Annotated in this window: 8 protein-coding genes and 2 tRNA genes; 2 read left to right on the plus strand and 8 right to left on the minus strand. The window is 66.1% G+C overall.

Annotation, left to right across the window (positions count from 1 at the left end):
• Positions 1 to 8 precede the first annotated feature (8 nt).
• The 5 genes from JYA52_RS21450 to JYA52_RS21470 form a co-directional block, all read right to left on the minus strand.
• Complete coding sequence (locus JYA52_RS21450) at positions 9 to 944, minus strand: cytochrome b/b6 domain-containing protein (protein WP_205655404.1); 936 nt, start codon at positions 942 to 944, stop codon at positions 9 to 11.
• 162 nt (positions 945 to 1,106) lie between these two features.
• Positions 1,107 to 1,183 (minus strand) — tRNA-Met (locus tag JYA52_RS21455).
• 124 nt (positions 1,184 to 1,307) lie between these two features.
• Positions 1,308 to 1,381, minus strand: a tRNA-Met gene (locus JYA52_RS21460).
• Positions 1,382 to 1,622: 241 nt separating this feature from the next.
• On the minus strand, positions 1,623 to 4,610 hold the full coding sequence (locus JYA52_RS21465) for a UPF0182 family membrane protein (RefSeq protein ID WP_205655405.1): 2,988 nt from the start codon (positions 4,608 to 4,610) through the stop codon (positions 1,623 to 1,625).
• Between the two features lie 176 nt (positions 4,611 to 4,786).
• Positions 4,787 to 5,935 carry a YlbL family protein gene (locus JYA52_RS21470; RefSeq protein ID WP_307869498.1) on the minus strand — a complete coding sequence of 383 codons (1,149 nt, stop codon included), beginning with the start codon at positions 5,933 to 5,935 and terminating at the stop codon, positions 4,787 to 4,789.
• A gap of 247 nt (positions 5,936 to 6,182) precedes the next feature.
• On the opposite strand from JYA52_RS21470, the gene JYA52_RS21475 reads away from it, so the two are divergent.
• Complete coding sequence (locus tag JYA52_RS21475) at positions 6,183 to 7,622, plus strand: zinc-dependent metalloprotease (RefSeq protein ID WP_205655406.1); 1,440 nt, start codon at positions 6,183 to 6,185, stop codon at positions 7,620 to 7,622.
• Positions 7,623 to 7,648: 26 nt separating this feature from the next.
• Here JYA52_RS21475 and JYA52_RS21480 read toward each other — a convergent pair whose 3' ends face one another.
• From JYA52_RS21480 to nudC, 3 genes are all read right to left on the minus strand, one after another.
• Positions 7,649 to 8,224 carry a M48 metallopeptidase family protein gene (locus tag JYA52_RS21480; protein ID WP_205655407.1) on the minus strand — a complete coding sequence of 192 codons (576 nt, stop codon included), beginning with the start codon at positions 8,222 to 8,224 and terminating at the stop codon, positions 7,649 to 7,651.
• The gene (locus JYA52_RS21485; RefSeq protein ID WP_205655408.1) at positions 8,224 to 10,356 is read right to left on the minus strand and encodes an ATP-dependent DNA helicase UvrD2; all 2,133 of its coding nucleotides are present in this window, start codon (positions 10,354 to 10,356) and stop codon (positions 8,224 to 8,226) included. Before JYA52_RS21485 ends, JYA52_RS21480 begins: the two co-directional genes overlap by 1 nt.
• Positions 10,357 to 10,452: 96 nt before the next feature.
• The gene (nudC, locus tag JYA52_RS21490; protein WP_205655409.1) at positions 10,453 to 11,505 is read right to left on the minus strand and encodes an NAD(+) diphosphatase; all 1,053 of its coding nucleotides are present in this window, start codon (positions 11,503 to 11,505) and stop codon (positions 10,453 to 10,455) included.
• 153 nt (positions 11,506 to 11,658) lie between these two features.
• On the opposite strand from nudC, the gene JYA52_RS21495 reads away from it, so the two are divergent.
• Entirely contained in the window at positions 11,659 to 12,972 is a 1,314-nt protein-coding gene (locus JYA52_RS21495) for a macrolide 2'-phosphotransferase (protein WP_205655410.1), read from the plus strand.
• The last annotated feature ends 43 nt before the right edge of the window (positions 12,973 to 13,015 follow it).

A 13,015-nucleotide genomic window follows, 5' to 3' on the forward strand; every position in this document is an offset into this window, starting at 1 on the left:
GTCTGCGGTCAGCGGCTGGTGACCTTCCCCATCAGGGAAGCAATCGGGCGCAGGAACAGCGGCCTGGCCAGGAACCAGGCCGCGATCATCACTGCGACGGACGCGGCAAAGATCCAGACGCCGGTCCAGCCGGCGTCGTCGCTCGCGGCGTACATGTGGTTGAGGTTCCGGAGAGCCCCCGTGGCCAGCACGAGGAACACGTGCACCACTATGAACCCGACGAAATAGACCATCACGGGGAAATGGACGGCGCGCGCCGCTTCGATCGGGAAGGCCCTGTTCAGCCCGGCCGCCTTCTTGGGCCAGGCCGCTGACATCCGCAAGCCGGTGATGAAGGAGAGCGGGGCGGCAATGAAGACCGTGGCGAAATACGCCAGCAGCTGCAGGGCGTTGTAGTTGACCCAGCCGTTTTCGGTGGGCCAGTCCAGCGACGCATACTGCAGGGCGGCCGACAGGGCGTTCGGGAAGACGTCCCAGCTGGTGGGCACGATCCGCACCCACTGGCCTGTGGCGAAGAGCAGCACGGCGAAAACCAGGCCGTTGAGGATCCACAGGGCGTCGAGGGTCAGATGGAACCAGAGTTCCAGGGAGATCTTGGTGGGGGCGTTCTTAGTCTTGATGAGGCCCTTGTTGTTCCGCGTCCAGTAGCCGCCGGGGCGCGTGGTTGTCCGCACCTGCCAGCCCGTGCGGATGATGAGCAGCAGCAGGAAGGCGTTGAGGAAGTGCTGCCAGCCGAGCCAGGCCGGGAAGCCGACCGGTGCGCCCTCGGGGAGTTCGGAATGTCCCGGGTAGTCCGTCAGGAAGGACTGGACACCGGAAAGGCCCGTGGCCCACTTTGCGAGCAGAACCACCAGCACTGCGGCCACGAGGACCGCCGGCACCGTCCAGTACAGTCTGGACCGCTTGCCTTTCGCCGTGCCGGATTTGTTCTTCGTTGTGGACATCGAAACTACATTCCTCTCGAGAATGACTGAGACGGGCAACTGCCCCGGCCGAAACACTCCGGGCCCTGCGAAAGAGAATACTAGGAACTGCCAGAACGTGAACAAAAGCTACCGGGAAGCGAAAAGCCCCGGCCGGTTCATCACCGGCCAGGGCTTCTTCTGTGGTTGCGGGGACAGGATTTGAACCTGTGACCTCTGGGTTATGAGCCCAGCGAGCTACCGAACTGCTCCACCCCGCGTCGCTTGATCAACTCTACCCTACTTTCGCGGCCGTAAATGCCACGCCCCGTACAGCCAGCCCGGCCCCGTCACCAGACAGCAAAAGGCCCGGACCACCTGACGGTGATCCGGGCCTTCTCTCAGTTGCGGGGACAGGATTTGAACCTGTGACCTCTGGGTTATGAGCCCAGCGAGCTACCGAACTGCTCCACCCCGCGTCGCAAGAACAACTCTACCGTCCGGTGAACAGCAGGCCAAATCGAGGAGACGTGATCTGTGTCTCGGCAGCGCGCCTCTCCGCCAGGCGGCTTTCAGGCCCATGAGGAAGGCCCGCCGTCCGCTCCCCTTACGGGAGCGGTCGGCGGGCCTTCAGCCCTGGTGCCCGGGGCCTCAGCTCAGCGTCCTGGCACTTGCCGTCCGGGCGGGTGCCAGGCTGCTAAGCCGCAGCCGCCCACCACGTCAGCTGCTGGGGGTCGGCGCCGGCGTCGCCGACGGGGACTCCTCCGAAGCCGGAGTGGTGGCGGCAATCTTCGCCTCGGCGTCGATGGCCTTCTGCAGTGCCGCGTTCAGCTTCTTCTGCTGCTCGCCGTAGGCCGCGAAGTCGCCCTTGGCCAGTGCTTCCTGTCCGGCCTTGATGGCGGCGTTGGCTTCCGCCAAGGCAGCCTTCAGTTCGGCGCGGGCGTCGGTTGTGCCCGGGGCAGGGGTTCCTCCTCCGCCCGGCGCCGGAGGAGTCTGCCCGTTGTTGGCAGAGTCACCGGCCGCGGCTCCGGAGTCACCGCCGAAGAGCTGGTTGAGGGCCTCGTCCAGGGTGGGGGCAAAGCCGATCTTGTCGCCGAAGGCAACCAGCACGCGCTGGAGGGTCGGGTACGAGGTCTCGCCGGTCGACCGGAGGTATACCGGCTGGACGTACAGCAGACCGCCGCCGGCAGGAAGCGTGAGGAGGTTGCCGTTCAAGACATCCGAGGCACCCTGGCGGAGCAGGTTAAGTGCCTGCGAAACGGTCGGATCGGAGTTGAACTTGTTCTGCGCCTGGCCCGGTCCGGGCACCTGTGCTTCCGGCGGGACCTGGAGGAGCCTGAGCTTTCCGTAGGACTCGGCCTTCACACCCTTCTGGCTGCCGGCATCCGAGTCGGCCGCCAGGAAGCCGTACAGGACGTTCCTCGCGTTGCCGTCAACCACCTGCGGGATGAACGACGACGTCAGCTGGAATGCGGGCTTCTCCTGGCCGGGCATCTGCAGGGACATGTAGAACGGCGGCTGCTTGACGTCCTCCGAAACTGTGGGGTCGTTCGGAACGCTCCAGGCGTCGTCGTTCTTGTAGAAGCTGACCGGGTCAGTCACGTGGTAGCGGCCCAGCAGCTCGCGCTGCACCTTGAACAGATCCTCGGGGTACCGGACGTGGCTCATGATGGCGGCAGACATCTCGGAGTACGGCTTCAATGACGACGGGAAAACCTTCTGCCAGGCCTTCAGCAGTGGGTCCTGGTCATCCCAGGCATACAGCGTGACGGACCCGTCGTACGCATCGACGGTGGCCTTCACGGAGTTCCTGATGTAGTTCACCGATGTGTTGGGCAGAGCCACGGTGCGCTGCGCAGCGGTCTGCGAGTCGGTGGTGGCATCCGACAACTGTTCCTGCTGGGAGTACGGGTAGTACTGGCTGGTGGTGTAGCCGTCCACGATCCACTTGACGCGGCCGTCAACGACGGCGGGATAGGCGTTCCCGTCGACCGTCAGGTACGGTGCCACCTTCTGCACGCGTTCGCGGGGATTGCGTTCGTAGAGAATCTGCGAGGCCGGGTTCACACCATCGGACAGCAGCAGGTCCGAGGATTGGAATTTGATCGAGTACAGCACGCGGTTGAGGAAGCTGCCGACGTTCGGGCCGCCGTTGCCCGTAAACGTGTACTGCGTCTCACCGCCCGTGTCCTTGCCAGAGGGACGGTCCTGCTCGCGGTGCGGGGCGCCTTCTGGAGCCCCCACGATCGAATACTCCGGGGAATCCTCGCCGAAGTAGATCCTGGGTTCGTACGTTTCATCGTTGCCCAGGACACCGGTGGACGGAATCCCCGACTGCAGGAACTCCGGCTTGCCGTCGGCGGTGAACTTGTTGCCCTTCGCCGCAACCACACCATAGCCATGCGTGTAAACGACGTGGGTATTCAGCCACGACTGCTGGTCTGGGCTCAATCCCTCCGGGTTCAGTTCACGCACGGCGATGACGGTGTCTTGGACCTTGCCGTCGACCAGATACCGGTCGACGTTCAGCGAGTTCGGGAACTGGTAGTAGGGACGGTACTGCTCAAGCTGCGAGAAGGCATCCGAAATGAGGTTCGGATCCAGCAGGCGGATATTGGCAGTGGTCTGCGCGTCCTTTGCCAGCGCACCGGAGGCGGCATTCGTGGTGGCGTTATAGCGGTCCACCTGCACCTGGTCGAGGCCGTAGGCCGCCCGGGTCATGCCGATGTTCCGTTTGATGTATTCGTTTTCGAGGGTCTGTTCCGACGGACGCACCTGGAACTGCTGGATGACCCACGGGTAGACACCGCCGGCGAGGATGGAGGTGATGACCAGCATTGCCGTACCGATGAGCGGCAGCCGCCACCTGCCGATGACAGCGGCAACAATGAACAGGATAGCGACGAGGATCGCGGCGACAGCCAGGATCGACTTGGTGGGAATGACGGCGTTGACGTCCGTGTAGAGCGCACCTGCCCATCGGCCGCTGTTGTTCTGGACGGCGGCGTAGCGGTCCAGCCAGAAGTTGATGCCCAGCAGCACCAGGAACGAGGCGCCTGTCACGGCCAGATGGATCTGCGCGGCGCGGCTGGTGAAGATCCCGCGTTCCATGATCCGGATGCTGCCGTAGAGGTAGTGGGTCAGGATGCCCGCGATGCCGGCAACAACCGCCACGCTGATGAGGAATCCGACGATGAAGCCAAGGAACGGCAGGGTCATCAGGTAGAAGCTGATGTCCAGCCCGAATTCCGGGTCATTCTGGCCGAAGGCTTCCTGGTTGAAGAACAGCAGCACCTTCTGCCACTGGCTTGAGGCGGCACTTCCGGCGAAGAGCCCGAACAGCACCGGGAGTCCGATCATGACCACCCGCCGCACCGGTTCAAGCTGAGCCTGGTAGCGGTTGAGGTTGTCCCGGATTTCGGAATCCGGGGCGTACACCGGGCGGGCGTGGTACGCGATCCGGATGGCGTAGAACACGCCTGCGAACATGACGGCGAAACCCGCGGCGAAGATGCTGATTCTTGCCACGTTTTCCGTCAGGAAGACTTCAAAGAAGCCCAACTGCTGGTACCAGAGGACGTCCGTCCACACGTTGGCGAAGAAGATGAAGCCGACGACGACCAGCGCAACGACAATGAGCGTCGGCGTCAAGGCACCGCGCTTTGGCTGGAGTCTTCCGGGCGGGGTGGGGCTGGCAGGACGGGACAAACTCGGTACCTCATAGCTTTGTCATTTGCTGATCATATTTTTAAGTTTCCGGGGACAACATGCATGGCGCGTTGCACCAGCGGCGCAGAGCACGTGTCAGCTTGCTCGGCCCGCCACGCGCAGCGGCTGTCAATTAATGCCACGAGCGGCGGCGGGCCTTAGTTCCTGCCTTTAGTCTAGTTGTTTGCGCAGGCCGGAAGGCCCGATGTGTCCCCTCCGCTCGCAGCCAATTCCACCGCGCGCTTCGCCTCGTCCAGGTTTTCGACTTTGACCACCTGCAGGCCCTCTGGGACATGCCCTGAAACTTCGGCGCAGTTTGCCGCCGGGGCGAGGAACATCGTGGCGCCGTCCGCCCGGGCGCCGTGCATCTTGACCGCGACGCCGCCGATGGGTCCCACCACGCCGTCCGGGGAGATGGTTCCGGTTCCGGCGATGTGCTTGCCGCCGGTGAGGTCCCCGGGGGTAACGGTGTCGATGATGCCCAGGGCAAACATCATTCCGGCGCTCGGGCCTCCGACCTTTTCCAGCGAGATCTTAACGTCGAACGGGAAGGTGAAGCGGTATTTGAGGAGGACCCCCAGGATGAACCTTCCGGAATCGCTCCGGGCGGGGGTCACGGTTTCCGTGACGGCCTTGCCCTCGCGCTCCACGACGATGACGGCGGGCTTGCCCGTTCCGGCAGCCAATTCGTCCTGGACAACGGAGAGCGAGGTGATTGGCTTGCCGTTGATGGACGTGAAGACGTCGCCGGGCTTCAGCTTCCCCTGCGAGGCAGAGCCCTCCGAGAGTTCAGCGACCTCCAGCTTCTGCCCGAAGGGTATGTCGAGTTCCTTCAGTGCCGAAGCCACCGCATTCTCCTGCGACGTGGTCATGGCCACCGCGCTCTCCTGCTGGGACTGCTCCTTGGTGACGCCCGTGGGGAAAATCAGCTCCTGCGGATAGACGGCCTTTGATCCGTCGATCCATGCCGAGAAGGCTTCGAAAACGCTGACCGGGCCGTTGGGGCCGCCGTCGACATAGACGGTGGTGAGATTCAGGTTCCCCTCCGCCGGGTAGGTATCGCGCCCCGTGATGCTGATGACGGGCTTGCCGTTGTCCTGGCCCAGCGTGTTGAACGTGGGTCCCGGTGACTCTACGACGTACGGGACAGGCAGCACGGCGGCCGTGACACCGAGGACCAGGGCAATGAGCCCTGACAGCGTCATCGCGGAAACGCGGGGATCACGCGCTGTGGCAGGGCGTGACCCGGCCGGGTCCGCCGATTCGCCGCCGGCAGCAGGAGCCGCGGACTCGTCTGAGGGCTGGTCGCCCTTGGTTATCGTCACTGAAGGACCTCTCCGCACTGCGGTCAACCTGCGCAGTCGTCTTACGCTGTCGGCCTACACAGTGCTGGGGCTGCAGCAGGCGGACAGCCCGCTGGAGCCTGCAAACATTCCGACTACTAACACTACGCGTCCGGGCGCAGCTAAAGCTCTTTGCCTACAGCGAACGGACCGCCTTTGGGCAGACAGCCGCTCTCGCGCAGGGGTAGCGTGAAGGTGATCAATAGTCACACCGACGATCGGCGGGATCATGACCTCCAACCCACTCAATCCGTCTAACGGCGACGAAAATCCGAAGGATCCGCTGGCGGAGATGCTGCAGAACCTCATGGGCGGCAAGGGCATGGGCGACATCGACCCCTCCGAACTGGCCAAGGCCGCGGGGCTCCCGGATGACCCCAACCTCTTGGCTCAGATGTTCTCGCAGGTCCAGGCCATGATGAGCGCCCCTTCCGAGGGTCCCGTGAACTGGAAGCTCGCCCATGACAATGCCCGCCGGGTGGCCGCCAGCAGCACCGACCCGTCGGTGACAGCGGCCCAGTCCAGGGAGGTGGACGAGGCCCTGCGGCTGGCTGAGCTGTGGCTGGACCAGGTGACAGACCTCCCCGCCACCGGCCTGATCGGCAAGGCCTGGTCCCGGGCTGAGTGGGTCGAGGAGACGCTCGGGACGTGGAAGCGGCTCACCGAGCCGGTAGCCAACAGCGTCGCCAACGCGCTCTCCACTGCCATGACCGAGCAGATGCCGGAGGAAATGAAGTCCATGATGGGCGGCGCCTCCTCGATGCTGCAGAACATCGGTGGCGCCATCTTCGGCATGCAGCTGGGACAGGCCATCGGTGCCCTCTCCGCCGAGGTGGTCAGTTCCACGGACATCGGCGTTCCCCTGGCCGACCTGGAAATGGCGCTGCTGCCCGGCAATGTGGCCAAATTCGGCGAGGGACTCAGCCTGCCGGAAAACGACATCCGCCTGTTCCTGGCGGTCCGCGAAGCCGCCCACGCCCGCCTGTTCGTCCAGGTCCCCTGGCTGCGGGGGCACCTGTTGGGCGCCATCGAGGCCTACGCCCGTGGCATCCACATTGACACATCCCGCATCGAGGAGCTGGCCCGGGACCTGGACCCGAGCAACCCGGAGGGCATCCAGGAGGCCCTGTCACAGGGGGTCTTCATGCCCAAGCGGACGCCGGCGCAGGAGCAGGCCCTGCAGAAGCTGGAAACCGCGCTGGCGCTCGTTGAAGGCTGGGTTGATGAACTCACCGCAGCGGCCACCGAGAAGGTCCTCCCCTCCGCCGCGGCGCTCCGTGAGACGGTCCGGCGCCGCCGCGCCACCGGCGGTCCGGCCGAACATGCCTTCGCCTCGCTGGTGGGGCTTGAGCTGCGCCCGCGCCGGCTCCGGGAAGCGGCAACGCTGTGGGCCTCGCTCAAGCAGGAACGCGGCATCGAGGGCCGCGACGCCATCTGGAAGCACCCTGACCTGCTGCCCACCGCCGAGGACCTGGACGACCCCAAGGGCTTCAGCGAACGCCGCCAGCTGGCGGAGGCCAGCGACAGCGAAGTGGATGACGCCCTGGTGAAGCTGCTGGATGGCGGCTTCGACGCCCCCGAGGCAGGAACAGAGCCCGAGACAGAGGGCGGGACAGAGGGCGGGACGAAGGACGACGACGGTACAAAGAAGAACGACGGCGGCCAGTAGGGCAGCCGCTCGCCACTGCCGACGGGTCAGTCCCCTGGGACTGGCCCGTCGGCAGTTAATCCGCGCGACGTGGCGAAAGATACGCCCTCCAGGAAGGCCTTGGCCCGCGCGGTTTCAGGGTAGGCCTCCAGCAGCCGCCAGAAGGAAGCGTTGTGTCCGGCGACCAGCAGGTGTGCCAGTTCATGGAGCAGCACGTAATCGATGACCCACTGCGGCATGGGCCGGAGCTTGTCCGAGAGCCGGATGGACCCGTCGGCAGGGGTCGCCGAACCCCAGCGCGAGTTCTGGTTGCTGACCCAGCGCACGGACGTCGGTGCGGCCCTGCCCCCGAGATACCGTGCCGAGAGATCAGCCGCGTGGCTGGCAAGGGCGGCATCAGTCGCAGGACGCCGCCCGCCTTTGGACCTTCGGTCGCCCTGGACCTTTAGTTTGTCCAGCATCCGGCGCACCCATTCGGCTTCCTGCGCCCTGCTGAAGTTTGCCGGGATGGCCACGACGGCCGTGCCGTCCTCCCAGAACGCGGCCACCGTGCGCCGCCGCCGGGCCGACCGGCGGACGACGACGGGCGCGCCGTCGTGCGTTTTCAACTGCACGTCCGCCATCAGAGGGCACCGCTTTCCGCGAGGACGGTCAGGACGGCTTCGCCGTAACGCTCCAGTTTGGACGGGCCGACCCCTGCCAGCCGTGCCAGCTCTTCCAGGGAGGTGGGCCGGGCCTCGGCGATGGCTGTCAGGGTCGCGTCGGTAAAGACGACGAAGGCCGGCACGTCGGCGGACAGCGCAACTTCGCGGCGCCATTCCCGCAGCGCGGAGAAGGTCTGCTCCTCGTATGTGGGCGGGCACTGGCTGCAGCGCCCCACCTTCCGCTCGGCTCCGGTGGACAGCATGCTGCCGCAGACCCGGCAGGACGCCGGGACAGCTGCCTTGCGGCGCGGCGCAGGACCCTTGCCCCTTGCGGCGGAGCTTGCCACGGAGTCGGGCCGCAGGCCGTCCAGGAAGCGGGAGGGTTTGCGGTTGGCCCGACCTCCCGGCGTCCGCGCCGTGGACCACGACAGCGCCAGATGCTCTCTCGCGCGGGTGATGCCCACGTAAAGGAGCCTGCGCTCCTCGTCCACTGCCTCCGGAGTATCCGCGAAGGAAATGGGCATCAGGCCTTCGCAGAGGCCCACGAGGAAAACCGCATCCCATTCGAGGCCCTTCGCTGCGTGCAGCGAGGCCAGCGTGACCCCCTGCACGGTGGGCGCATGCTGGGCGAGCGAGCGTTCCTGCAGTTCGTTGACGAAGTCCGCGAGGCTGAATCCGCTCCCCCGGCTCAGAGCCAGCTCATCCGCCAGTGCCACCAGGGCAGCCAGCGATTCCCAGCGCTCCCGCAGGGCCCCGCCGCTGTGCGGGGCGGAGTCCGTGTAGCCAAGGGACGCCACGATGTCCCGGACGATCTGGCCCAGGGGCTGCGGCGACGATTCGGCCACTGCCCGTGTGGCAGCCCGCAGCTGCAGGATGGCGTCACGGACCTCCTTGCGCGCGAAGAAGCGCTCGCCGCCGCGCAACTGGTAGCCGATGCCCGCCGAGGCCAGGGCCTGCTCGTAGGCTTCCGACTGCCCGTTGGTGCGGAAAAGGACCGCGATTTCACTCGCCGGAACACCGGCATCCAGCAGTGCCCGAATCTTTTGCGCCACCGTCGCGGCCTCGGCTTCGTCGTCCGAGCACTCGGTGAACTGCGGCAAGGGGCCCGCGTCCCGCTGGGCAACCAGCTTCAGCGGCGCCGCCCAGGCGGCATCAGCGACCGGCCCTCCGCTGCGACGGCCCGCGAGGAGATCGTTGGCCAGCTGGACGACCTGGGGCGTGGAGCGGTAATCGCGGATCAGCTTGACCACATTGGCGTTGGGGTACATGGCCTTGAACCCCAAGAGGTGTTTGGGCGATGCGCCCGTGAAGGAATAGATGGTCTGGCTCGCGTCGCCGACCACGCACAGCTCGTCCCGTCCGCCCAGCCAGAGCTCGAGGAGCCGCTGCTGCAGGGGGGACACGTCCTGGTATTCGTCGACCACAAAGTGCCGGTACTGCTCCCGCACCGTGGCAGCCACCTTGGGGTCCTCCTGCAGGATGCCGACGGTGATCAGCAGGACGTCTTCGAAGTCGATCACGTTGCGGTCGGTTTTGACGTCCTCGTAGGACTGGAACACCCTTGCGACGGCGGTGAGGTCGAAGCCGCCCGGGTTTCCCCGGTCCTGGGCATTCTCAAGGTAGTTGGCCGGCGTGAGCATGGAAACCTTGGCCCACTCGATCTCGGAGGCCAAGTCCCGGATGGAAGCTCGGTCCGTGCTCAGGCGGAGCCGCCGGGCTGCCTCGGCAATCATCTGCGCCTTGTGGTCTAGCAGGTTCGGCAGCGTGCCGCCCACTGCCTGGGGCCAGAAGAACTGAAGCTGGCGCAGCGCCGCGGCATGGAAAGTCCGGGCCTGGACGTTGCCTACGCCCAAGTCGCGCAGCCGGCTGCGCATTTCGGCCGCGGCCCGGGCGGTGAACGTCACGGCCAGCAGCCGCTGCGGACTGTAGACCCCGGAGTGTACGCCGTAGGCGATCCGGTGCGTGATGGCACGGGTCTTGCCGGTGCCGGCCCCGGCAAGGACGCACAGCGGCCCGGCGAGGGTGCTGGCCACCTCACGTTGCTCGGCGTCGAGGCCGCCCAGGATGCGGTCCTCCAGGGAGGCATTGTCGTCAGGAATTTCTATAGTCACGTCTGCTGCTCAGTAGAAGGAGGGATGGTGTACCGCGCCGGTGACGGGCGACGGCGAGAGAGGGGCAGGCAGGCTGCCCTGGCGCTGTTACCAGCGTCACGCGTCTGCGGGCCGGTCCTGGATGACTCCGCCGTACCAGTGCTCGATGAGGGACCGGGCGATGGACAGTCTGGTGGAAATGACGATCTCTCCGCTCAGCACGGCCGCCTGGAGTTCGTCCCGGCTGAACCAGCGCGCACGGGTGACCTCGACGCCGTCGGGCTGTGCGTCGGTGTCATCCGTGACGGCGGTGAAGCCGAGCATGAGGGAGGCGGGGAATGGCCAGGACTGGGAGCCCAGGTACTGGCACGCCTTCACCCGCACGCCCACTTCCTCGTGGATTTCGCGGACCACCGCCTGCTCAAGGGCCTCTCCCGGTTCCACGAATCCCGCCAGCGTGGAGTAATTCTTGGCATCGAGGGGCCCTCCGCCGCCGAGCAGCAGGCGGCCGTCCGGGCCCACCACGGTGACGATGATCGCGGGATCGGTGCGGGGATAGTGCTCGGAGTTGTCAGCCGGACAGCGCCTGACCCAGCCGCCCGCCTCGACGTTGGTGGGAGTACCGCATCTAGGGCAATGCGTATGGGAGGCATGCCAGTTGGAAATGGCGCTGGCCTCGACAAAGAGGGCCGTGTGGGTGGCGTCCAGCCGGGCGGCGACGTCCCGGAAGCCTTCCCACGAGGCATCCGCGGGCAGTCCCGCGGTGCCGGGATCCACCGGTGCGGGCAGGATGAAAAGAAGGATCCTGGTTCCCTCCGGCAGCGCGCTGGAACTGAGGGCTGCCCCGAGGTAGACGACGAGCGAGGGCCCCGAGTCCACGTCCCGAAGCCGTCCCCGCAGCTGCGTGGCATCCGCCAGCACCAGTGCATCGTCATGGACAAGGGCCTGCCGGCCGGAGAGCACCATGGCTTTTGCCTGGCCCGATGCCAGCAGTTCGTCGACAAGGCCCGGTTTCATCCGCTCCACGGACCCGCGGTTCACGAGGGCGGGATGCACGGGAAGTACGGTGTCGAACAAGTGATTCGCGGGGAGATCACCCGCTGGCAGGTGATTTTGCCGCGCCTTGCCGGATGGCTGAATAACAGGCGCAGCGGCCTCCGCATGACTCATGTATCCACCGTACTGACTCGGGGTGACAATTCACATTTCCCCAGGCGGTTTTGGAGGACCCCACCTGCTCCGGAACGCTGTTATTTCCGCCGGATCTCAAGACTCGCCGGGACACATCGTTGTCTTGGACGCGAGTCAATCTACCGTGGAAGCGTGAGAAGAGAACCGATCGAACTGGCAGCTGTGGCAACCGCGGCAGTCCCCGGACTGAGCCCGACCGCAGTGAGTTCCGCCCCGGACGACCCCGCGGACTTCGACTCGGCACTCCTCCTCGACTCCGAAGGCAAGCGCTGGCGGGTGCGCTCGCCCCGGCATGCAGAAGCCAGCACCCGGCTTGAGACGGAATTCCTGGTGCTCCGTGCTTTCGCCCCGGCCATCCGGGCGGAACTGCCTTTTCTGATGCCTACCGTGGCCGGAACGGTCCGGCAGGAGAACCTGACAACGTTCGTGTATTCCCACCTGAACGGCGCCACGCGCACGGTCGAGGAGCTCACCTCAGGCTCGCAGGAGCTCGCCAAGGAGATCGGCACCGCGCTGGCTGCCATCCATGACCTTCCGCGTGCGCTGGTCAGCAATGCGGACCTGCCCAGTTACACGCCGAATGAGTTCAGGCAGCGCAGGCTCAATGAACTCGACATGGCGGCAACCACAGGAAAAATCCCGCCGCTGCTGCTCCGCCGTTGGGAACACGCCATGGAAGACGTCTCGCTGTGGCGTTTCAACCCCTGTGTGGTCCACGGCGACCTTCACGAGGACAACCTGCTGGTCGAGGAGGACCGGGTCACTGCCGTCACCGGCTGGACGGACCTCCGGATCGGCGATCCCGCCGACGACCTTGCGTGGCTCGTCGCCTCCAACGAGCAGGACTTCGTGGATGCGGTGGTGCGCCACTACAGGGAGCAGCGACGGGACGCCCCGGACATCCACCTGCTCCGGCGGGCGGCTCTCTCGGCGGAATTCGCCCTGGCCCAATACCTCGTCAAGGGGATCGCGGCTGACGACCGCGGCATGATCGCCGAAGCGGAGTCCATGCTCAACACCCTGGCGGACGACATCGCCGAGCACGGCGGACAGCCGATTAGCGTGGAGCCCCTGCCGCAGCCGTCGGCGCCGCCCGCGCCGACAGGTCCCGCCGCGTTCCCTGCCGGGCAGGGGGCTGACGGGCCGGCAGCAGCTCGACCCGGCGCAGTCTCCGTCGAACCCATCCCGGATCCGGCTCCAGCCGACGCCGCCGCCAATGATTTCGCCGCCACCGATGTCTCCCAGCAGGTGCCCGCGGTGCATGTCACGCCCATTCCCGTCGAGGAACCCGGCCAGCAGAGCACGGACAGCCCGGCTGGGCCCAACAACGCAGCCGATTCTGACAACGCGGCAGCGCCAGACAGCACGGCAGTGCACCGGCCCGCGCTTTCGGCGGACGACACGTCCACCACGGCGCTCACGATCGTCGACTCCAAGGCCAACTGAGCGGCAGTGCCGGGCTGGGCCCGGCACTGCCGTCTCCGGAGTA

The sequence above is a fragment of the Arthrobacter pascens genome (assembly GCF_017052465.1).
Taxonomy (GTDB): Bacteria; Actinomycetota; Actinomycetes; order Actinomycetales; family Micrococcaceae; genus Arthrobacter; species Arthrobacter pascens.

What these genes read in the sequence shown, in the direction of transcription:
- JYA52_RS21480 (WP_205655407.1), bottom strand. Translation starts at nt 8,224, where the DNA reads ATGGCGGACGTGCAGTTGAAAACGCACGACGGCGCGCCCGTCGTCGTC.
- JYA52_RS21475 (WP_205655406.1), top strand. Translation starts at nt 6,183, where the DNA reads ATGACCTCCAACCCACTCAATCCGTCTAACGGCGACGAAAATCCGAAG.
- nudC (WP_205655409.1), bottom strand. Translation starts at nt 11,505, where the DNA reads ATGAGTCATGCGGAGGCCGCTGCGCCTGTTATTCAGCCATCCGGCAAG.
- JYA52_RS21450 (WP_205655404.1), bottom strand. Translation starts at nt 944, where the DNA reads ATGTCCACAACGAAGAACAAATCCGGCACGGCGAAAGGCAAGCGGTCC.